The following is a 22,330-nucleotide window of genomic DNA, read 5'->3' as shown; positions in this document are numbered from 1 at the left end:
GCCGCCTGATCCCGCCGTCTGTCCCTCGTCCGCTGTCAAGATCCGCTGGAGGATCCCCCATGTCCCTGTCCCCCGACCACGACCGGCTGGAGTTCTGGGAGGAACAGGCACAGAGGCTGCACTGGGACACCCGGTGGAACCAGGCCCTGGACTGGTCGGGCGCGCCCTTTGCCCGGTGGTTCACCGGCGGCAGGCTCAATGTGGCGTACAACTGCGTCGACCGGCACGTCGAAGCCGGCCACGGCGACCAGGTGGCCTTCCACTGGGAGGGCGAGCCCGGCGACACCCGGACCATCACCTACGCCGAGCTGCGGAGCGAGGTCTGCAAGACCGCCAACGCCCTGCTCTCGCTGGGACTTCGCGCAGGTGACCGGGTCGCGATCCAGTTGCCTATGATCCCCGAGGCCGTGTTCGCGATGCTGGCCTGCGCGCGGCTCGGCCTGCCGCACAGCGTGGTCTTCGGCGGGTTCTCCCCGGCTGCCCTCCGGTCCCGGATCGAGGACGCCGGCGCCAGGCTGCTGATCACCTCGGACGGCCAGTACCGCCGGGGGAAGGCCGAGCCGATGAAGGCGCTGACCGACGAGGCGACCGGGTACACGCCGAGCATCGAACACGTCCTGGTCGTCCGGCGCACCGGAGCCGACGTGCCGTGGACCGAGGGCCGCGACCTGTGGTGGCACCACCTGGTGGACACCCAGTCCGCAGCCCACCGGCCGGAGGCGTTCGACGCCGAGCACCCGCTGTTCGTCCTCTACACCTCGGGCACGACCGGGAAGCCGAAGGGCATCCTGCACACCACCGGCGGCTACCTCACCCAGGCCGCGTACACCCACCGCGCCGTCTTCGGCCTGGACCCCGACTCCGACATCTACTGGTGCACCGCCGACATCGGCTGGATCACCGGGCACTCGTACATCGTGTACGGGCCGCTCGCCAACCGCACCACCTCGGTCATGTACGAGGGCACGCCCAACACGCCGCACGAGGGACGTCACTTCGAGATCATCGAGCGTTACGGCGTCTCCGTCTACTACACCGCCCCCACCCTCATCCGGACGTTCATGAAGTGGGGCGAGGACATCCCTGCCCGTTACGACCTGTCCTCGATCGGTGTGCTCGGCAGCGTCGGCGAGCCGATCAACCCCGAGGCGTGGCGCTGGTACCGCAGACACATCGGCGGCGACCGTGCGCCGGTGGTGGACACCTGGTGGCAGACGGAGACCGGCGCGGTCATGATCGCGCCGCTGCCCGGCAGGCCGGACGCGAAGCCCGGTTCGGCGCGGACACCGCTGCCGGGGATCTCCGCCAAGGTGGTCGACGACCAGGGCAGGGAGGTCGGCAAGGGGGAGAGCGGCTACCTGGTGCTCGACCAGCCGTGGCCGTCCATGCTGCGCGGTGTCTGGGGCGACGACGATCGCTACCGTGAGACCTACTGGTCCCGTTTCCCGGCGCAGGGCTACTACTTCGCCGGTGACGGCGCCCGCTACGACGAGGACGGCGACATCTGGCTGCTCGGCCGGATCGACGACGTGATGAACGTCTCCGGGCACCGGATCTCCACCGCCGAGGTCGAGTCGGCGCTCGTGTCGCACCCCACGGTGGCCGAGGCCGCCGTGGTCGGCGCCTCGGACACCACGACGGGACAGGCCATCGTCGCCTTCGTCATCCTGCGCGGTGGCGCCACAGCGCGGGAGGCGGACGCCGGCCGCGTGGTCGCGGCGCTGCGCGAGCACGTGGCACAGGAGATCGGTCCCATCGCCAAGCCCCGCCGGATCCTCACCGTCCCCGAACTGCCCAAGACCCGCTCGGGCAAGATCATGCGACGGCTACTGCGCGATGTCGCAGAGAACCGCGAGGTCGGCGACGTCACCACGCTGGCCGACGCCTCCGTGATGGACCTGATCAACGCCGGTCTCGTCCGGGAGACCCGACAGGCCGACTGACCGGCGCCGAGGCACCCGAGCCCAGAGGTGTTCGCCCCCACGCACCATTCGCCCGATTCGAAGAAAGGTCCACCCGCAGATGCGCCTCGTCCTCATCGGCCCGCCCGGCGCGGGCAAGGGCACCCAAGCCGCCGTCCTCAGTGAGAAGCTGGGCGTACCCCATATCTCCACCGGGGACCTGTTCCGAGACCACGTCTCCCGCCGAACTTCCCTCGGGCGCGATGCCCAGCGCTACCTGGACACCGGTGAACTCGTACCCGACCACCTCACCAGCAGCATGGTCCGTGAGCGTCTGGAACAACCCGATGCCCGCCCGGGCTTCCTCCTCGACGGCTTCCCCCGAACCGTGCCCCAGGCGCATGAACTCACCGGCGTCCTGGCCGGCTTCGGTGCCACGCTCGACGCCGTACTGGAGCTCACGGCCCCCGAGGCCGTCCTCCTCGCTCGGCTGCTGGGTCGGGGCCGCCTGGACGACGCCGAGGACGTCATACGTCATAGGCAGCGCGTCTACTGGCAGCAGACCGCCCCGCTTCTTGACCACTACGCGTCCATCCTGCTGAGTGTCCCCGCCCTCGGGCCGGTCGATGAGATCACCGCCCGGATACTCGACTCCCTGGCGGGCCGGACACGGCTGCTGGAAGAACCTTCGGAACCGTCGTGATCAGCGCGACCTTTCGCCCCTGCCAGGGCCCGACATAGCTGGACAGCCTTCTGTTGCAGCCGTCAGCAACTCATCAAGCGCGTCTCCACGGCCTCCCCGCCGCTCGCGGCCGGCGCAGCGTCCGTCGCCGGACGCGGGCTCCGGCATGCCCTCATGCCGATATGATCAAGGTGAAACATGGGATGGATCGAGTTTCTGATCGTCGATACGTCTCTATTGACAGGGTGATGACCCTGTGGGATCACTATGTGACATGGGATGTCTGAGTGTTCCCTGTGGGCGCTCTTGGGCCCGCTGACGGGAGCGGTCGACGCCCCTTCTGAACATCCTGTGGCAGGCACGGCGCTCTCTGTCCCCTTCCCCCGCATATGCGAGGAACAGAATGCAGCCTTCATCCGCTCCGCCCCGGAGCCCCGCGGCCCATGGACCACGCTTACCGGCTGCCGTCGTATGCGTGACAGCACTGCTGGCCCTGTCGCTGGCGACCGCGCCGACATGGTCGGCGTCAACGTCAGCGGTACCCCTGCTGAGTTCGGCGTCGGGGCGGTGCCTGGACGTCAACGGGGCGGGCACGGCCAATGGCACCGCGGTCATCCTGTGGACCTGCAACGACCAGAGCAACCACAAGTGGAGCAGCCCGACAGCTCCGCCCAGCGGGTCGGGCCCGTGCGATGAGCTGGGGATCTACGAGCACGCGGGCACCGCGACCGGTGCGGGGTATCCGGGCAGCCTCGGTCACGAGACCACGGACGCGCAGTCCTTCGCGGCGTGGGGCGTGGACTATCCGAAGTACGACGACCGCAACAACACCGGCGTGTCGGCGCGGACCCGCTCCACCGCGATGCGTGACGCCCCGGCGGCCACCGGCCGGCCGATCCTGTTCAGCCTGTGCAACCGGGGCCAGGAGAACGTGTGGACCTGGGGCGCGGACGTGGGCCATAGCCGGCGCCCCACCGGGACCATCAACGCGAGCTTCGCCAGCATGCTGTCGACATTCCACAGCAACGTGGGCCTGGCCTCCTACGCCGGCCCCGGACACTGGAACGACCCGGACATGCTGGAGGTCGGCAACGGCTCGCTGACGGCCACCGAGAGGCGCAGTGAGTTCAGTCTGTGGGCGGAGATGGCCGCGCCGCTGATCGCGGGCACCGACATCCCCTCGGGCAGTGCGGACACCCTGTCCACGCTGACCAACTCCCGGGTGATCGCGGTCGACCAGGACCCCCTGGGCAGCAGGGAACCATGGTCTCCTCCTCGGGGAGCCTGGACGTGTCGGCCAAGCCGCTGGCGGGCGGTGACGTGTCCGTGGCGCTGTTCAACGAGACGGGTTCGACGGCGACCATCAGTCGGCGGCGCCAACCAGACATGGACGCACTCCACGTCCAACCAGCTCACCGTCTGCTCCGGCAGCCGCCGGATGTGTCTGGACGCCAACGACAACCGGACCACCCCTGGTACGAAGGTGGTGACCTGGCAGTGCAACGGCCAGGCCCCCAGCAGTGGACACGGAACTCCAACGGCACGATCACCGGCGTCCAGTCCGGACTGTGCCTGGACGTCACCGGAGGGGCGACGGCTGATGGCGCCCTCGCCGAGCTGTGGACCTGCAACGGCGGCGGCAGCCAGCGGTGGACGCTGGGATGACTCGGCCCCGCGGCCGGACCCGCCACCACCGACCCCGGGACACCTCCGACCTGCGAAAGGAACCCAGCGTGTCAGCATTCGGACGGCTGTTACGGCGCCTGCGCGCCTCAACGGCCGTGCTCGCGGGCCTCCTCCTGACCGCCGGCGGCATCGTGGGCACGACCGCCGCGCCGGCCCAGGCCGCCACCTCCGTCACGATCAACGGCGCGTCCGGCGGCCGGACCTTCGACGGTGTCGGCGCCATCAGCGGCGGGGGCGGCAACAGCAGACTCCTGATCGACTATCCCGAGCCCGAGCGCGGCCAGATCCTCGACTACCTGTTCCGGCCCGGCTACGGCGCCTCCCTGCAGATCCTCAAAGCGGAGATCGGCGGTGACACCAACTCCACCTCGGGGGCCGAGCCGAGCCACCAGCACACCCGATCCGACCTGAACTGCGACCGGGGCTACGAATGGTGGCTGATGGAGCAGGCCGAAGCGCGCAACCCGGACATCAAGCTGTACGGGCTCGCCTGGGGCGCGCCCGGCTGGATCGGCGGCGGGAACTTCTGGTCCACCGACATGGTCGACTATGTGCTCTCGTGGCTCGGCTGCGCCAGGCAGCACGGGCTGAGCATCGACTACCTCGGCGGGTGGAACGAGCGAGGCTACAACGTCTCCTGGTACCAGCAGCTTCGCGCCGCGCTCAACAGCAAAGGCTACGGCAACGTCAAGATCGTCGCGGCTGACTCGGACTGGTCCGTGGCGGGCGACATCAACTCCAACCCGGCGTTCGCCTCCTCCGTGAGCGCCATCGGCACGCACTATCCCTGCGGCTACCGGTCGTCACAGTCCAACTGCTCGGTGCCGTCGGCCGCCATGTCGTCCGGCAAGCCGTTGTGGGCGAGCGAGAACGGCTCGGACGACTACAACGGGGGAGCGCAGGCCATGGCCCGCGGCATCAACCGCGGATACATCGACGGACGGATGACCGCGTACCTCAACTGGCCGGTGGTCGCCGCCCTCACACCCAACCTGCCCTACCCCACCATGGGGCTCGCCCTGGCCTCGCAGCCGTGGTCCGGCTCCTACTCGATCGGCAAGAACACCTGGGTGATGGCACACACCAGCCAGTTCACCGCCCCGGGGTGGCGGTACCTCGATGCCTCCAGCGGCTACATCGGCGGCAACCGCAACAACGGGAGCTACGTCTCGCTCAAATCCACCAACAACTCCGACTACTCCATGGTCATCGAGACGATGGACGCCGGCAGCGCCCAGACGCTGAACTTCAACGTCACCGGGGGGCTGTCCGCCGGAACCGTCCACGTCTGGTCCACCGACGTCACGTCCGGCAACCCCGCCGACCACTTCGTGCACACCACGGACATCACCCCGTCCGGCAGCGGGTTCAGCCTGACCCTACAGCCCGGCCACCTGTACACCCTGACCACCACGACCGGACAGGGCAAGGGCACCGCCACCGGCCCCGCCCGGGGCGCCCTGAAGCTGCCGTACAGCGACTCCTTCGACGGCTACGCCACCGGCCGCGAGGCGAAGTACCTCATGGACTGGCAGGGCGCCTTCGAGGCGGTGGGCTGCGGCGGCGGCCGCGGCGGCACGTGCGTGCGTCAGATGAGCCCGCAGAAGCCGATCACCTGGGACACGCTGACCGACCCGCACGCCTTGCTCGGTGACGTGGGCTGGGGCAACTACACCGTCTCGTCGGACGTGATGCTCGAACAGTCCGGATACGCCGAGCTGATCGGCCGCGCGGGCGGGCACGACTACGACCGCACCGGAGGGCAGAACGCCTACCGCCTGCGGGTGAGCGACACCGGGGCCTGGTCGATCCTGAACACGAACACCGGCGGCAACGTCTCCACCCTGGCCCGCGGCACGACCGCCACGCTGGGCACCAACCGGTGGCACACCCTGGCCCTCACCTTCTCCGGCACCACGATCACCGCCGTCATCGACGGTGCCACGGTCGGTTCGGTGAACGACCGGACCTGGGCCGCCGGACAGGTCGGCTACGGGACCAGCCAGGGGGAGACGGCGCAGTTCGACAATCTGTCCATCACCCCCGGCAGTGGCGGAAACGACGGCGGCACGACCGGCACGATCACCGGGGTCGCCTCCAGCCGGTGCGTGGACGTTCCGAACCAGTCACAGACGGCCGGCACCCAGGTGGAACTGTGGGACTGCAACGGCGGCGGCAACCAGCAGTGGACGGACACCCCGGCCGGTGAGCTGCGGGTCTACGGCAGCTACTGTCTGGACGCGGCGGGCCAGGGCACCAGCCCCGGCACCAAGGTGGACATCTGGGACTGCAACGGCGGCGGCAACCAGAAGTGGACGCTCCACACCGACGGCACGATCACCGGTGACCAGTCCGGCCTGTGCCTGGACGCCACCGGCGCGGGAACGGCCAACGGCACCCTGCTGCAGCTGTGGACCTGCACCGGCGGGAGCAACCAGAAGTGGACGCGCGGCTGAGCCGGTGACGGCCACGCTCACCGACTCCCGCACCACCTCCGTCAATTCCCCCGAGAGGCCCCCACATGTCCTCCTTTTCCTCACCGCTCAGCCGCCGCCGACTGCTGACGGCGGCCGGCGCGGCCGCGGCGTTCGGCCTGCTGCGCTTCGCCCCCGAGGCCGCCGCGACCGACGGCCCCGGAAGCTACACCCCGAGCTGGTCCTCCGTGGACCAGCACCCCCCGGCCCCGGCCTGGTTCCAGGACGCCAAGTTCGGCATCTACTACCACTGGGGCGCCTTCAGCGTCCCCGCGTTCGGCAACGAGTGGTATCCGCGCAACATGTACATCGGCGGATCGGCCGAGAACCGGCACCACATCGCCACCTATGGCGACCCCTCGGTATGGCCGTACAACAACTTCATCGACGGCGCCCGTGACAAGGCCGGCAACCACGTGCAGTTCGCCCCCAGACTCGTCTCCGAGGGCGGCGCATGGGATCCGGACGCCTGGGCCAAGCTCTTCAAGGCCGCCGGCGCCAGGTTCGCCGGCCCGGTCGCCGAACACCACGACGGCTTCTCCATGTGGAACAGCCGCTCCAACCCGTGGAACTCGGTCCGGCACGGCCCCCGGCTCGACCTCGTGGGGCTGCACGCGCGGGCCATCCGCGGGCAGGGACTGAAGTTCATGGCCTCGCTGCACCACGCCTATCACTTCAACGGCTTCTACGACCACGTGCCGTCCCAGTCGGACCCGACGCTCCGCGTCCTCTTCGGCCAGCAGGGCCCGGCCGCGGAGAACAAGCTCTGGTACGACAAGCTGATCGAGATCATCGACGGCTACCAGCCGGACCTCGTCTGGCAGGACTTCGACCTGCACCTGGTGCAGGAGTCCTACCGGCTCCAGTTTCTGGCGCACTACTACAACCAGGCGGTCGCGTGGAACAAGGACGTGGTCGCGACCTACAAGGACGGCCTCAACAACAAGGGTGAGGTGTTCGACTTCGAGCGTGGCGGCCCGGCAGGGCTGCTCACCCCCTACTGGCTGACCGACGACAGCATCTCCTTATCCAGTTGGTGCTACACGGTGGGCATCGGCTACTACTCGACGCAGGCACTGCTCCACTCGCTGATCGACCGGGTCAGCAAGGGCGGCAGCATGCTGCTGAACATCGCTCCGATGGCCGACGGCACCATCCCCTCCGGGCAGCAGTCCATCCTGCTCGCCATGGGCGACTGGCTCGGCCGCTTCGGAGAGGCGGTCTACAACACCCGTTCCTGGGCCAGTTACGGCGAGGGCCCCACCAAGATGGGCGGAGGTTCGTTCAGCGGACCGGTGGCCGGCAAGCCGCAGGACATCCGGTTCACCCGCAGCCGGGACAACAAGGTCCTCTACGCCACCGCGCTGGGCTGGCAGGGCGGCACGATGACCATCACGACACTGAACTCGAACCGGATCAACCTCGGCAGCCTGACAGGCGCCAAACTGCTGAACAACACAGCCGGCGCCTACATCGACCTGCCCGCACCGACCCAGGACGCCTCCGGCCTGCATCTCACCATGCCCTCGTCCAACCCGCCGTTCAGCGCCTTGGCGTACACGGTCAAGCTCACCTTCTCCGGTGAGATCCCCGCACTGGGCGCGCCGGCCGGCTCCACGACCTGGGTGAAGATCGCCAACGTGACCAGCGGACTGGCGCTCGACAGCGGGGGCAACGTCGCCTCCGGATCCAGCCTCAAGCAGTGGAACTACGACGGGAGCGCCAACCTGCAGTGGCAACTGATCGACCTCGGCAACGGCTACTACCGCATCATGAACCGCACCAACGGCATGGCTGCCGACAGTTGGGGCAATTCCGCCAACGGCGCTCCCGCCCGCCAGCAGGCGTGGAACGGCGGCGAGAACCAGCAGTGGTCCCTCAACAGCGTCGGCGACAACCGCTACCAGATCGTCAATCGGAGCACCGGCACCGCCCTCGACGGCAGCGGCACCACCACGGTCGGCTCCCCCACGGTGATGTGGACGCCGAACCCCAGCACCAACAACGAATGGACCATCACCGCGGTCTGAACCACACAGCACCCGTACCCGGTCGACCGGCGCTCCCCGCCCACCCCGGATCACGGAAGAAGGAGTGCATGAAACGCAAACGGCTCTTCATGTCCATCGCGGCCGCGATACTTCTCGTCCTGGCAGACGCGGGCATCGCGTTCAGCAGCGGCCTCGGCGCGTCGGGCTCGGCCACGGACACCCGCGCCGTCCGGGGGACCGCCGGCTGCGGCAAGGCCCCCACCCTGACGAGTGGTACCCACACGATGCAGAGCGGCGGCCAGACGCGCAGTTACATCCTGCGAGTTCCCGCCGGCTACGACAGCAACCACCCCTACCGGCTGATCTTCGGTTTCCACTGGAGGGGCGGCACGGCGGGGGACGTCGACTCGGGCGGAACGGACGGGTACAACTGGTCCTACTACGGCCTGAGGCGCCTGGCGGACAGCGCGAACAACGGCACGATCTTCGTCGCTCCCCAGGGCATCGGCAACGGCTGGGCCAACTCCGGCGGTCAGGACGTGGCCTTTGTCGACGCCATGGTCAACCAGATCGAATCAGGTCTGTGCGTCGACACCACCCAGGTGTTCTCCGCCGGCTTCAGCTACGGCGGCGGGATGTCGTACGCCCTCGCCTGCTCCCGGGCGACGGTCTTCCGCGCGGTCGCGGTCTACTCCGGCGCGAACCTCAGCGGGTGCAACGGCGGCACTCAGCCCGTCGCCTACATGGGTCTGCACGGCATCAGGGACAACGTGCTGCCCATCTCGTCGGGACGGGAACTGCGCGACACCTTCGTCCGGGCGAACGGCTGCACCCGGCAGAACCCGCCCGAGCCGGCCTACGGAAGCCTGACGCACATCATCACCGCCTACTCCGGATGCAGGTCCGGATATCCCGTCGTCTGGGCCGCGTTCGACGGAGGTCACGACCCCGGTCCCATAGACGGTTCCACCGGTGGCGGCTGGCGCACCTGGACGTCGGCAGTGGTGTGGCAGTTCCTCACACAGTTCGACTCCAATTCGCCACCGTCCTCCGGCAACCAGGAGATCGTGGGGCAGCAGTCCGGGCGCTGCCTCGACATCAACAACTCCACCACGGCCAACGGCACGCAGGCACAACTGTGGGACTGCAACGGTGGTTCCAACCAGCGGTGGACCTACACCGCCGGAAAGCAGATGGTCGTCTACGGCAACAAGTGCTTGGGAGTCGGCCAGGCGGCGGGCAACGGCACCCCGGCGGCGATCTGGGACTGCAACGGGCAGGCGGACCAGCAATGGAACGTCAACCCCGACGGCACCATCACAGCGGTGCAGTCGGGGCTCTGCCTGGACGCCAGCGGCCAGGGGACCGCCAACGGGACGAAAGTCCAGTTGTGGAGTTGCACGGGCGGTGCCAACCAGCACTGGCGCCTGGTGAACTGACAAACCGGGCCGGGCGCGGCTCGGTGCCGGCCCGGCCCCACCCGAGCGTTCTGGGTCAGCGCTGTGGACCTCCAGGAATGGATGGTTGAGACGATCCACGAGCGCAGGCGGGTGACGTCCGCGAATGACGCGACAGTCTCCCGGTCGGATCCGGAGAGAGGCAGCCGAGGTCGACCGTGCGGCGCGGCTGACCGGGCGGCGCGGGCTGCGTTGGCTGCGGCCGACTCGCCGGCCTGCGGGAGGCGGCTGTCGGGCCGATGGCGAGCCGACGCACACGGGACGGACGAGAGCTGGGAAACACTCGCGCATCTTCCGGGTCCTGACCTGCGGCGACCCGAGCCCGCCGCTGCCGCAGCAGATCCCAGCACCGATCGAGTTCGGCCTCCAGCCGGGCCAGACGCGCGTGCTCTGCCGACTGGTCGATGCTGTCCTGCGCCAGACGGTCACGCAGGTCCTTCTCCTGGTTGATCATTTCCGTTATGCGGCCGAGGATCGTACCGGCGCCGCCGACCACCTCCGCATCGTCCTCGACGAACCCACCGCCGGTCTCCACGGAAGCGATGTCGACCGACTACTCGCGCTCGTCGACGACCTCGTCGACGCCGGGGCAACCCTCGTTCTCATCGAGCACAACCAGCGCGTGACCGCCCACGCCGACCATGTCATCGACATCGGGCCCGGCGCCGGATTCAACGGCGGGACCATCGTCTTCCAGGGCACACCCGGCCGACCTCGCCACCGGCCCCGTGTTCATCACCGGCCGATACCTGCGGGGCGCCACCTCCCGCCGACCGGCAGCACACGACGCCCGGGACCGAGACCGTGAAGCGCCGGTGAAAACCCTGCTGTGGACATTCGCACCTCTGTGACCAGGACGGACGCGGCGGCCGCGAGGTGTTGGTACGCTGCCGACGCCCGGGGAGGAGCAGGGGGTAGAGCCGGTATGTCACTGACCGACAAGGCCATCCACCGCATCAGGGAGCTCGTCCAGTCGGGTGAGCTTCCGCCGGGGGCCAAGCTGCCGCCCGAACAGCAGCTCGCCGCGGAGCTGGGGCTGTCCCGCAATCTGATGCGGGAGGCGGTCAAGGCGCTGGCCGTCTCCCGGGTGCTGGAGATCCGGCGCGGCGACGGCACGTACGTGACCAGCCTGGAACCCGAACTGCTGCTGGGCGGCATCGGATCCGCGGTGGAGCTGCTGCGCGGCGACACTCTGTTGGAACTCACCGAGGTCCGCCGACTGTTCGAGCCAGTCGCCACCGGCCTGGCCGCCGGCCGCATCTCGGCCGAGGGGCTCGCGGAGGTGGAGCGACACCTGGAGGCGATGCAGGCGGCCCGCGAGGATGTCGAGGAGCTCAACGAGCACGACGCCGCGTTTCACCGCGCGGTGATCGCGGCCACGGGCAACGCGACGCTCGCCACTTTGCTGGAGGGCATCGCGAGCCGGACACTGCGCGCGCGTGTCTGGCGTGGACTGGTCGACGAGGATGCCGCCGGCCGCACGCTGGCCGAGCACAAGGCGATTTACCACGCGCTGGCCGCCGGCGATGCCGCCCTCGCTCAGGCCGCCGCCCTCATGCACGTCAGCACCACCGAGCAGTGGCTGCGCGAGCACCTGGACCGGGACGGCGCCTCGTAGCCCCGCGCGCTGCTCGTGGGCCAGGCGGGCCCCGACGCCCCATGCGGCCGGCGACATCGATGGCGCGTTCCGGCGCCTCTTACCGGAAGTCGGGGCCCGAAGCTCCGGCACAACCGGCACGGTGGTCGACCACGGCTGCCGGGCGCCGCCGTCCTGTTCGCCGCCTGGCGGCCGTTCGTCGACAGCCATGGCTTCTGACCGAGAGACGTGTTCACGACGCTTGGCTTCGCGGTGGCCTTCGCCCTGCTGACGGCGGTGTCCGCACCCGGCGAGGACGAGCGGGAGCACGGGGGCTTTCGAAGCCCTGACGTCCTCGCGCCGAGAGGTCCGCCACCGGGTGCGCGCCTCTACGGTCGGTGGCATGTTCTGGCGTGCAGCCCGCTTCGCGGGCACAGGAGGCTGGGCGCGTGCTCGGGAAGCCGCCCGGACACGAGAGCGCTCCGACCTGGACGTGACCGCGCTGGCCGTGGTGGGCCGGCTGCTCGTCGTCGCGGAGAACCGCTCGCACCCGCAGGGGCGAAGGCGGTGGAAGCCCACGGCATCAACAAGGCGACTTCGACGTGCCGGCCACGCTGCGCAGACAGGGTGCGCTCTACAGCCTCATCCCTATCGGCCCTGTCGGCGGAGCTGATGATGTCCCGGGCGGGCACGACCAAGCGCCTGGACCGTCTGGAAGCCGCCGGGCTGATCCAGCGCGTCCTCGACCCGGCAGGCCGCCGCAGCTTCCGGGTGTTCCTCAGGGCCGAGGGCCTCGAGGTCGCCGATGCCGCACTCACCGACCTCATCGAAACCCTCGCGGACCTCTCTGCGGACCTGAACCGGATCCGCTTCTTGTCACGCGACCGCGATGGCAGGTACGGCGAGGCCTTCGATGCTGTCTTCCAGTCCGAGGAGACGGAGATCCTCACAAGTGCGCCACAGGCTCCCCGCATGAACGCGCACCGCGAACGCGTCATCGGCAGCATCCGACGCGAAGCCCTCGACCACGTCCTCATCATGAACGGGGCCCACGCCCGCCACGTCCTCGCGGCCTATGAGCGGCACTACAACGAATACCGACCCCACCTGGCCCGCAACCAGCTACCACCCGACGTCCACGAACGTGATCTCCCGCTTGAGGATCTTGCCGGTCTTGTGTCCTGAACATGAAAAGGGAGTTGGTAGTAGGACAGCTTCTGGAAATGGTGCTGTGCGAGAGATGAAGGTTTGGCCCTTCGGAGTCGCCCTGCGGGGGGAGGCTCCAAACCGCCTCATGCTGCGTTGGCTGAAGACCGTCGTGGTGAGCGATGAGGAAAGGCGCCGTAAGAGGCGTCAGGTGGGGACTGGAAAGGAGAGATCCACCTGGCCCCGCCTGGCGGCTTCCGTGATCATCGCGTCCATCAGAGCCTGGAACACCCCAGCGTCACGCCACTGCCGGAAGTGGTCGTACACCGTCGACCACAGCCCGAACTCCTGCGGCATCTCCCGCCACTGGCCGCCCGAACAGAACTTTCAGAGCACGCCTTCGAGTTGACGGAAAGCTTCGGTCCCGCTCAGCCACTCACCACACCGAGCAGGACCCGGACCGTCTCCGCCATCGTCTCCCGGCCCCGGGCGACGTAGGGACGGGGGTCGGTCAGGTCGGGGCGCTCCGCCAGCGTCTCGCGGACCGCGCCGGTGAACGCGACGTTGAGAGCGGTACCGATGTTGATCTTCACGATGCCCGCCTGAACGGCTTGTCGCAGATCGTCGTCGCCGACGCCCGACGAACCGTGCAGCACCAGAGGTACGGGCACGGCCTCCCGCAGGCGTTCGATGAGCGCGTGGTCCAGTGTCGCGGAGCGTTCGGTCATCGCGTGGCTGCTGCCGACGGCGACGGCCAGGGCGTCCACGCCGGTGTCCGCGACATAGCGCGCCGCCTCCTGCGGGTCGGTGCGCACCCCGGCCGCGTGGGCGCTCGCGGGAGCGTCGGGCTTGCCGCCCACATAGCCGAGTTCGGCCTCCAGCCACAGGCCCGCGCCGTGGGCCCACTGGGTCGCGGCGCGGGTGGCGGCGAGGTTCTCGGCGTACGGCAGCGCCCCGGCGTCGAACATCGCGGAGGAGAACCCCGCGTCGGCCGCCGTGCGCAGCAGCCGCATGTCCGTCACGTGGTCCATGTGCAGTGCGATGTCGACGTCACAGGCCTTGCCGACCTCGGCCGCGGCCCGCGCGATCGGCTCGACCCGGCCGCCGTGGAACCGTACGGCGTTCTCGCTGATCTGCAGGATCACCCCCGGGGCGCCCGCGGCGGCCGCGCCGGCGGTGATCGCCTCGGCGTGCTCCAGCGTGATCACGTTGAACGCCGCGACGGCCCGGCCTGCGGCGGCGGCCTTCGAGACGAGTTCGCGCGTGGGAACCAGGGGCATAAAGGTGTCCCCTCGCTTTCATGTCGGTTCGGTGAGTACGGGCCGGTGCCGGCCCGTACCGCTACGTGGTTCGGCCGGTACGGATATGTGGGCGATCAGGACTTCTGCGGGGCCGGACTCACGTCCGCGCTGTCGTCCGCCGCGCCCGGGGCCACGGAGTTCTCGCCGCTCTTCTCGTCGCTGTAGACCATCAGGGTCGAGCCCGCGAGGGCCAGCACGATACCGAGGGCGCCCCACACGTTCGGGAGCGTCCGGTAGACCGCCAGGGACAGCACGATGGTCAGCACCGGGGCCAGCGCGTTGGTGATGGGGGCGACGACCGTGGCCTTGCCCCGGCTGAACGCCATGACCAGGAACAACGCGCCGACCGCGTTGAGGACCTGCGTCACCGCGGTGAGTGCCGGCGCCTGCCACGGAGCGTCGGACGGGAACTCGCCCGTCATCGCGAACGCCACCGGAACCAGCAGCAGTCCGCTGATGGTCATCCAGCCGAAGGTCGTCGCGTCGTTGACCCCGACCAGCGCGGCCTTGCGCATGCAGAACGCCTGCACGCCCCAGGCAACACAGATCAGAATGGCCATCAGCAGCCACGGGCCGTGCGAGTTCGAGTCGTCCTTGCCGCTGGGAATGCTGAGCAGCACGATCGCCGCCAGCGCCGCGACGACACCCACGAGGGCGAGCCGGTTGATCCGCTCCCGCAGCAGCACCATCGCCATGAGGACGGTGACCACCGGGGAGAGCGACACCAGGGGGAAGATCAGGTACGCCGGGCCGTTGGCGAGCGCGTGGAACAGCAGGAGTTGGCCGCCGGCGCCGGTTAGTCCCGCGATCAGTCCGTACACGGCGGCGATCGGCCGGCGGTCGAACGTGTGGCCGCGCATCGCGAAGTACGCGGGTATGAGCATCGTGAAGGCCCAGATGATGTAGATCATCTCGTTGGGGTAGCCGTACCTGCTGTTCGGCTCGCTGGAGAAGGCGCCCCACACACCCCAGAACAGGACCAGCAGCGACGCGTACGGGATCCAGCTCTTCGTGCCTCTGTTCATCGGTCTTCCCCTCCTGAGGCGGAGATCCCGGAGGCCATGCGCAGCGCGTCGAGCGCGGGCTGGCCGAGCGGAATCCCGGCGATTTTCGCCGCGTACAGGGCGGCACCTACGACGGGCTCGTACAGAGGGTGTCGCAGGTCGTAGTGGGCGAAACGACTCTTCAGTCCGGTGGCGAACGCCTCCAGAACCGCCTCCGCGCCGAAGGTGCCGCCCGAGCAGGAGACCGGTACGGTCTCGTCCGGGCCGAACTCCAGCCGCTCGCGGGTGACTTCGACGAGCAGGGCGAGTTCCCGGCCGGCCTCGGCGAGGATCGCCGAGGCGGCCTCGTCGCCCAGACCGGCCGCCTCGGCCACCGAGCGGCTGAGCGCGGCGATCCGGCCGCGGTCGCCCTGCCACTGGTTGTGGACGACGTCGATCACGTCGAGGTCGGACGCGAGATCCAGGTGGCGCCGGAACACCTCGGCCAGGGGGCCCTCGGGGAGCCGTCCGTCGCCCATCCGCGAGAAGGCGTTGAGGCCGCGGACCGCGATCCAGTGCGCCGATCCCTCATCGCCGAACATCTCGCTCCAGCCACCGACGCGCACGCTCCGGCCCAGCCGCTCGCCGTAGGTCATGGAGCCGGTGCCGCTGATGACGTTGATGCCGTCGACCGCGCCCAGTGAACCAGCCCAGCCGCAGACCATGTCGTTGTCGCAGGCGTAGCGGTCGTGCCCGAGCACGGCTCGCGGGATCGCGTTCAGGACGGGCAGATCGCGGGCCGCCTCCCCGTAACCGGGCAAGCCGAAAAAGGCGTACTCGATGTCGGCGGGGGTCAGCTCGGCCGCCGCACAGACAGCGTCGACGCCTTCCCCCAGCACACGCTCGACGAGCTCGATGCCGTGGGAGAAGTAGTACGAACTTGCCGCCTGCGCTCGCGCCACGACTTGTCCGCCGCGGTCGACCAGGCAGAATGCGGTTTTCGTACCGCCACCGTCGACACCTAGGAACATCGTTGTACCTCCGTCAGGCGCCCTGGATCCGCGCCGTTGATGCCTTTGATCAGTGGTGCAAGGAGTGCAGGGTCACGCCCTGCACGACGCGGTTGACCTCACCCGAGGGGAACGGGTTGTCGGCCCGCAGGCCCTGGGCCTGGGAGGCGCGCAGGGCGATGAGCTGGGCGTACACCACAGCGGACAGCGCCAGCGCGACGTCCTCGACGCCATCGAGGCCCGGCAGCGGCCAGGCGTCGTTGCCGTCCGCTTCCGCGTCGGGGCCCGCGGAGACTGTGACGACGCTGCCGGCGGGAAGATTTCCGCGCAGCTCCGCGGCGATGTCCTGGTCGTACTTGCGGGTGTAGGGGTCGTTCGACATGTACACCACGGCGGCCGAACGGTCGTTGAGCACCGCCTTGGGGCCGTGCCGGAATCCCAGCGAGGTCTCCGAGACGGCCATGAGCCTCCCACCGGTGAGTTCGAGCACCTTCAGCGCCGACTCCTCGGCGAGGCCCTTCAGCGGGCCGCTGCCCAGGAAGACGATGCGCTCGGGCACGCGGGCCACGAGGGCGCCGACGGTGCGGTCCACGGCGTCGCTCTCGCAGATCGACTCGACCGCCTCGGCGAGGCGTTCGGCGACCCCGTCGTAGGCGCTGCCGCCGAGAGCGAGCAGTGCCGCGAGCGTCATGCACGTGAAGCTCGACGTCATGGCGAAACCGCGGTCGTTGGACGCGGCCGGCATCAGCAGCACGTGGGACTTCGGCAGCTCCGCGTGCTCGCGGGCCAGGCGGCCCTGCTCGTTGCAGGTGATCACGAGGTGGTGCACCTCGGAGAGGACCTGGTCGGCCAGGGCGGTGGCGGCCACGGACTCCGGGCTGTCACCCGAGCGCGCGAAGGAGACCAGCAGCGTGGGAACGTCCTCGGCGAGACAGCCGCGGGGGTCGGCGACGATATCCGTGGTGGGGACCGCGTCGACGCGGCGTCCCAGGCGCCGGGCCAGGGCGGGCTGGAGCACCTGGCCGGCGAACGCGGAGGTGCCGGCACCGGTGAGTACGACGCGCAGGTCACCGCGGGCGACGAGCGGACGCACGAAGGCGTCCAGCGACTCCCGGGAGCCCGCGACGATCCGGTCGACCTCCCGCCACAGGGCGGGCTGCTGGGCGATCTCGCGGGCGGTGTGGGCGGCGCCGTCGTCCAGGGACAGGGTGCCGGAGGGCGTGGTCACACGTGCTCCATCAGGTGGGGGTGGGAGGCGCGGTCGTAGTCGCGCAGAACGTCGCGGACGTGGTCCACGGCCAGGTCGCGCGGCCGGGCGGCGAGCTCGCCGTGGCGGACGCGGGCGTACTGGAGTGGGAGGTGGGCGCTGAGCAGCGGCAGGGGGACGTCCACGGCCGAGAGGTTGTCCATCAGCCGGGCCTGGGCCTTTTCGATCTCAGGGTCGGGCCAGTAGTAACGCATCCGGTCGCTGTAGCTGTAGCGGCGTGCGAGGCGCTGCTCGGCAGCGCTGCCCGGGTAGTAGCCCTCCCACTTGGCGGGCTCGGCGAGCATCCGCTCCTCGACGACCTCGGGAAGGCGTGACCGCTCGGCGGCCGGGACCAGCTCGTCCTCGATCGCGGCGAGGGCGAACAGCGCCTCGCGCAGGGCGAAGGTCAGCCCGGGGCCCACCTTGAGGACCGCCCAGTGGTCCTCGACCAGCGCGGTGAGCGTCTCGGCGGTCTGGTAGTCGGTCGAGTGGGCCTCGTAGACCATGGTGGGCTCGTCGTCGAGGACCTTGCGCAGCTCCTCGGTCAGCTCGCGCCGGTAGTCGACGACCTGCGCATGGTCGAACTCGACGGCCGGCTGGACCACGAGGGCCATGACACGCGGCCAGACCTCGTCGATGCCGTGCTGGGCGAACGCCTTGCGGTGCTGCTCCAGAGTGGTGCGTGCCGCCTCGGGCGTGGTCGGGGCGAGCGCGGCGAGCGTCTCGTGCGCGCCGCCGGGTGTGGGCACCTCGGTACCGATCACGTACCGGATCCGCTCGGCCCGCTCGGGACCGGCCGTCTCCTCGGCCACCCGGATCAGCCGCGCGGCGCGTTCGGCGACCACGTCGTCGGTCAGCGGCACGGGGTCACCGGCGCAGGCGAAGCTGCAGTCCAGGTGGATCTTGGTGAAGTCCGCCGCCACGTAGGCGGCGACCAGGGCGTCGGCCCGCTCCATCGCCTCGTCGGGCGTCAGGGACTGCCACCGGTTCGGTCCGAGGTGGTCGCCGCCGAGAATCAGGCGGTCCAGTGGCAGACCACTTTCGGCGGCGATGCCGTACACGAGGTCGCGGAAGTCCGCGGGCCGCATGCCCGTGTAACCGCCGTACTGGTCGACCTGGTTCGAGGTCGCCTCCACCAGTACATGACCGCCGGTCTCCCGTGCTTGCACCACGGCTGCCTCGATGACCAGCGGATGAGCCGAACACACCGAGGTGATGCCCTGCGGCTGTCCGGCCTTCTGACGCCGGACCACCTCGCTCAATGGGCTCTGCATTGCCAACCCCTTACTCAATGTGCATCTCAAGCCAATGTGCCGTCATGGCCCGCGGCTCATTTCGGACAGTACTGGTCTTATTTGGGGTCGTCAATAGTCTTATTCTGGCATGCAACTGGTATTGCCCAGTCGAGCCGGTAGATCCGCGGCGATCGTCCAAGTCCGGCTGGTGACCGTTTAAGTCTGGTTGGTGATGGAGGCCCGGAACCGGTAGCGGTCCCCCCGGTAGACCTGGACGGTCAGTTCGATCGGGCGTGATTCCTGGTTCGACGTCAGCTGGGTCGCGACGAGCATCGGCATGGTCTCCTCGATCTCGAACAGCTCGATCTCCCGTGGCGTCGGGTGGCGGGCCTCGACCGAATAGTCGGCGATGCGGGGCAGCTGCGGCGGGTCGGCGGCGCGCAGGGTGGCGTAGAGCGAGGCCGTATTGAAGTCGGTCTCGGCCAGGGCAGGGCAGGCCGCCAACGGAAGCCGGTTGTGCTCGAGCGCGACGAGCAGACCGTCGAGGAAGCGTAGTCGGTGGAGGTCGAAGAGGTCGGCGCCCGGAGCGATCCGGAGCTGCTCGGCCTCGGACACCGTGGCCGGGCGAACGGTGGCGGAGAGCACCTTGCCGGCCGCGGTCAAGCCGTTGACCTGCGCATAGTCGGCGAATCCCTGGACCTGCGGGGCCGCCGAGGCGGACGTCGTCGTCGCCTCGGGGGGCAGGCCGAGCTCGGCGACGAACCACCCGCGCGACGACGACGGCCGCACGATGCCCCGCGACTCCAATTGCGCGAGGGCCGCTCGCAGCGTCACGCGCGACACGGCGTACCGGTCGGCCAGAGCCCGCTCGGAGGGCAGCCGGTCACCGGGGCGGGCGGCAGCGGCGCGCAGGTCGTCGAGCAACTGCGTGGCTGTGCGCTCGTACAACGGGAGGACGTCGTCACCGAACAGGCCTCTGGGCATCGACGGTCTCGCATCTGTCATACCAGAAGCATACCAATCCGATCGATAGCCCGAACGCTCGTCGAGGAGGCCCCACCCGTTGACATGCCACTCGCATACCGCTTACGTTCTCGAAGCAGACCACACGAGATGAAGAAGTCGCCCGTGAGCGACCTTCCGTTTCGCCGTGCCCCGGGCACCCGCCGGTGATCGACGCAGCGTTGTCGCAGCTCACCGCGGGTGCCCGCCCGCTGCCGCCGGAGGCGACCTCGCGCTGGGGCACCCGTTCGGACGATAAGCCGTTCCCCCGACCCCAGCCGACCCCCTGCGAAAACCGGTAGTAGACCAGGCATCGACCAGCCTTACGGACGGTCGCTTCGTCGCGAGCGTGCGGCTCGACTTCGACGATCCACAACGACGGACAAAAGGCGGCTGCCCCAGTCGGGCACGCACGACCGAAAGAGAGTTCGACATGACGGACATGAACCGGCGAAGCGTACTGAAGGTGGCGCTGGGGGGTGCCGGCCTGGCCGCCCTCCCCGCCGTGGCCATGGGCGCCTCACCCGCGGCCGCCGCACCGAACTCGGATCCTGACCTCGTCGGAGTCGGCGACACCTCCATCACCCTGGAGTTCGACGACCAACTGCGAAGCCGGGTGGCGCTCGAGGGCGTCGACCTCACCCGCTTCGACGCCGGCGAAGCCCTGCTGGTGGGCGGCAAGGCCATCGAGGCGTTCGCCTACCGCGGGCACCGGACCCGCGGCATCCGGCACCCCCGCCACGGCGCGGGCGTCCGGGTGACCATCGAGGGCACGTCCAAGGAAGGCGTACAGAAGACGGTCGTGCTGACCTCCTTCGAGCGTCTTACCGGCATGATCGTGATGAAGGTGACCTACACCAACAGGTCCTCCACCGCGCTGAAGGTGACCGGGTGGCGCAACGGAGCCCACGAACTCCTGGAGACTCCGGACGGCTTCTACACCTTCTCCGGTACCACGTACACGGACCGCCGCGACTGGGTGATGCCGGTGAATGACGGCTTTGTCCAGGAGAACTCGTTGGGGATGGACTCCTCCGACTACGGCGGCGGCACCCCGCTGGCAACCGTCTGGCGCCGGGGCGCGGGTCTCTCCGTCGGACATGTCGAGCCCGTGGCGACGGTCCTGCGCATGCCGGTCCGCAAGACGGACGCCGGAGCGAGCATCGCCATCCAGGACGACACCGCCCGCACCCTGAAGCCGGGCCGTCGGCTCAGCACCGACACCACGTTCCTGACCGCCCTCCCGGGCGACCACTTCGTGCCGCTCCAGCGGTACCGCGACTACATGAGCGACATCGGCCAGCGCGCCCCCAAGGTCCCCGCCTCGGCCTTCGAGCCCATCTGGTGTGCCTGGGGCTACGAGCGCGACTTCGCCATCGAGCAGATCACCGGAGCGCTGCCGAAGGCGCACGAGGTCGGTCTGCGCTGGGCCGTGCTCGACGACGGCTGGCAGAGCAACGAGGGCGACTGGGACATCAACACGGCGAAGTTCCCGCGCGGCGAAGCGGACATGCGGGCCTTCACCAAGGAGATACGGGACGCCGGTCTGCGGCCGCGCCTGTGGTGGGCCCCGCTGGCGGCGGACCCCGACAGCAACCTGTTCCGGGACCGGCCCGACATGCTGCTGCTGGACCGCGACGGCAACAAGCAGGACGTCACCTGGTGGGACGCCTACACCCTCTGTCCGGCCTACCAGCCGACGGTGGACTATTTCGTCGAGCAGGCGAAGAGGTTCATCGGCGACTGGGGTTACGAGGGGCTCAAGATCGACGGCCAGCACCTCAACAGCGTCGCGCCCTGCTACAACCCGAAGCACCGGCACGCCCGCCCCGAGGAATCCACCGAGGGCGTGGCCCTGTTCTGGAAGGCGATCCACGAAGCCGCGCACGAGGCGAACCCCGACGCCCTCGTCGAGCTATGCCCCTGCGGCACCGCCTTCGCCTTCCACAACCTGCCCTACGTCGACCAGTACCCCAGCTCGGACCCGGAGTCCTCCTACCAGGTCCGGAGCAAGGGCAAGTCGATGAAGGCGCTGATGGGCGCGGGCAGCAGCTACGCCGGCGACCACGTCGAACTGAGCGACGGCGGGAACGACTTCGCGTCCTCTTACGGGGTCGGAGCCGTCCTGTCGACCAAGTTCACCCTCCCCGGGACCGGAGCCCCGGACAAGGCGACCGACCTCACCCCGGAGAAGGAGGTCCTCTGGCGCAAGTGGGTGTCCCTGTACGAGAAGAACATGCTGTCCACCGGCGAGTACCGCGGTGAGCTGTACGACATCGGTTTCGACAAGCCCGAGGCGCATGTCGTGGCCAAGAAGCGGACCCTCCACTACGCCTTCTACGCCGACCAGTGGGACGGGACGGTCGAGCTGCGCGGTCTGGACCGCACGCGGTACCGCCTGACCGACCCGTTCACCGGCAAGTCACTCGGAACTGCCACTGCTCAGCACAACACCGTGAAGCTGTCCTTCGAGCGGTTCCAGCTCATCGTGGCCGAGCCCATCGACTGATCAGCCGGGGCGGCCGGGCGGCCGGGCGGCCGGGGCGACACTCTTGATAATGCGAGTGGCGTGTCACAGGTTTGCCGGGCCCCCGCTTCTCCACCTGTGACGTGGAGTCCCGCATGCCCCGCCTGGTACCG

At 69.3% G+C, this 22,330-nt stretch carries 15 protein-coding genes and 3 pseudogenes; 9 read left to right on the top strand and 9 right to left on the bottom strand.

All coding sequences use genetic code 11. The features are described 5' to 3' along the window. The first annotated feature begins 59 nt into the window (after nucleotides 1-59). From acs to ABFY07_RS29365, 6 genes and pseudogenes are all read left to right on the top strand, one after another. Nucleotides 60-1,943, top strand: coding sequence for an acetate--CoA ligase (gene acs, locus ABFY07_RS29395; RefSeq protein WP_346177398.1), 1,884 nt, complete (start codon nucleotides 60-62; stop codon nucleotides 1,941-1,943). A gap of 79 nt (nucleotides 1,944-2,022) precedes the next feature. After that, nucleotides 2,023-2,604, top strand: coding sequence for an adenylate kinase (locus ABFY07_RS29390; RefSeq protein WP_346177397.1), 582 nt, complete (start codon nucleotides 2,023-2,025; stop codon nucleotides 2,602-2,604). 382 nt (nucleotides 2,605-2,986) lie between these two features. Continuing rightward, a pseudogene (locus ABFY07_RS29380) lies at nucleotides 2,987-4,248 on the top strand (ricin-type beta-trefoil lectin domain protein). Between the two features lie 68 nt (nucleotides 4,249-4,316). Beyond that, a complete protein-coding gene (locus ABFY07_RS29375) occupies nucleotides 4,317-6,725 on the top strand; it encodes a ricin-type beta-trefoil lectin domain protein (protein ID WP_346177396.1) in 2,409 nt (802 codons plus the stop codon). A 65-nt stretch (nucleotides 6,726-6,790) separates the two neighbouring features. Next, on the top strand, nucleotides 6,791-8,773 hold the full coding sequence (locus tag ABFY07_RS29370) for an alpha-L-fucosidase (RefSeq protein WP_346177395.1): 1,983 nt from the start codon (nucleotides 6,791-6,793) through the stop codon (nucleotides 8,771-8,773). A gap of 89 nt (nucleotides 8,774-8,862) precedes the next feature. Next, entirely contained in the window at nucleotides 8,863-10,173 is a 1,311-nt protein-coding gene (locus ABFY07_RS29365) for a ricin-type beta-trefoil lectin domain protein (RefSeq protein WP_346177428.1), read from the top strand. 283 nt (nucleotides 10,174-10,456) lie between these two features. Here ABFY07_RS29365 and ABFY07_RS29360 read toward each other — a convergent pair. Both ABFY07_RS29360 and ABFY07_RS43235 read right to left on the bottom strand, forming a co-directional pair. Further along, nucleotides 10,457-10,645, bottom strand: a pseudogene (locus ABFY07_RS29360) (DUF2630 family protein); the annotation flags it as partial. Nucleotides 10,646-10,744: 99 nt separating this feature from the next. Then, on the bottom strand, nucleotides 10,745-10,927 hold the full coding sequence (locus ABFY07_RS43235; RefSeq protein ID WP_428837029.1) for a hypothetical protein: 183 nt from the start codon (nucleotides 10,925-10,927) through the stop codon (nucleotides 10,745-10,747). A gap of 189 nt (nucleotides 10,928-11,116) precedes the next feature. On the opposite strand from ABFY07_RS43235, the gene ABFY07_RS29350 reads away from it, so the two are divergent. Continuing rightward, nucleotides 11,117-11,809, top strand: a complete 693-nt coding sequence (locus ABFY07_RS29350; protein ID WP_346177394.1) for a FadR/GntR family transcriptional regulator — start codon at nucleotides 11,117-11,119, stop codon at nucleotides 11,807-11,809. Nucleotides 11,810-12,334: 525 nt separating this feature from the next. Continuing rightward, nucleotides 12,335-12,952: an integrase core domain-containing protein gene (locus ABFY07_RS29345; protein ID WP_346177393.1), complete on the top strand. Its 618-nt coding sequence runs from the start codon at nucleotides 12,335-12,337 to the stop codon at nucleotides 12,950-12,952. A 168-nt stretch (nucleotides 12,953-13,120) separates the two neighbouring features. Here the strand turns inward: ABFY07_RS29345 and ABFY07_RS29340 are convergent. From ABFY07_RS29340 to ABFY07_RS29310, 7 genes and pseudogenes are all read right to left on the bottom strand, one after another. Next, nucleotides 13,121-13,282: pseudogene (locus ABFY07_RS29340) on the bottom strand (transposase); the annotation flags it as partial. 59 nt (nucleotides 13,283-13,341) lie between these two features. Continuing rightward, nucleotides 13,342-14,193, bottom strand: a complete 852-nt coding sequence (locus ABFY07_RS29335; RefSeq protein ID WP_346177392.1) for a class II fructose-bisphosphate aldolase — start codon at nucleotides 14,191-14,193, stop codon at nucleotides 13,342-13,344. A 95-nt stretch (nucleotides 14,194-14,288) separates the two neighbouring features. Then, entirely contained in the window at nucleotides 14,289-15,239 is a 951-nt protein-coding gene (locus tag ABFY07_RS29330; protein WP_346177391.1) for a DMT family transporter, read from the bottom strand. Next, a complete protein-coding gene (locus ABFY07_RS29325) occupies nucleotides 15,236-16,228 on the bottom strand; it encodes a BadF/BadG/BcrA/BcrD ATPase family protein (RefSeq protein ID WP_346177390.1) in 993 nt (330 codons plus the stop codon). The genes ABFY07_RS29330 and ABFY07_RS29325 overlap by 4 nt, the downstream gene beginning before the upstream one ends. A 49-nt stretch (nucleotides 16,229-16,277) precedes the next feature. Next, nucleotides 16,278-17,435 carry an SIS domain-containing protein gene (locus ABFY07_RS29320; protein WP_346177389.1) on the bottom strand — a complete coding sequence of 386 codons (1,158 nt, stop codon included), beginning with the start codon at nucleotides 17,433-17,435 and terminating at the stop codon, nucleotides 16,278-16,280. Then, complete coding sequence (locus tag ABFY07_RS29315; RefSeq protein ID WP_346177388.1) at nucleotides 17,432-18,727, bottom strand: D-tagatose-bisphosphate aldolase, class II, non-catalytic subunit; 1,296 nt, start codon at nucleotides 18,725-18,727, stop codon at nucleotides 17,432-17,434. The genes ABFY07_RS29320 and ABFY07_RS29315 overlap by 4 nt, the downstream gene beginning before the upstream one ends. Before the next feature lie 177 nt (nucleotides 18,728-18,904). Further along, a complete protein-coding gene (locus tag ABFY07_RS29310) occupies nucleotides 18,905-19,693 on the bottom strand; it encodes a GntR family transcriptional regulator (protein ID WP_346177387.1) in 789 nt (262 codons plus the stop codon). Between the two features lie 430 nt (nucleotides 19,694-20,123). Here ABFY07_RS29310 and ABFY07_RS29305 point away from each other — a divergent pair, with 430 nt between their 5' ends. Continuing rightward, nucleotides 20,124-22,199: a glycoside hydrolase family 36 protein gene (locus ABFY07_RS29305; protein WP_346177386.1), complete on the top strand. Its 2,076-nt coding sequence runs from the start codon at nucleotides 20,124-20,126 to the stop codon at nucleotides 22,197-22,199. Nucleotides 22,200-22,330: the final 131 nt, after the last annotated feature.

Origin of the sequence: Streptomyces sparsogenes subsp. cuspidosporus (assembly GCF_039532705.1) — a bacterium.
GTDB lineage: Bacteria > Actinomycetota > Actinomycetes > Streptomycetales > Streptomycetaceae > Streptomyces > Streptomyces sparsogenes.
The sequence above is the reverse complement of the archived record's forward strand: the minus strand, read 5'-3'. Positions and strand labels throughout refer to the sequence as shown.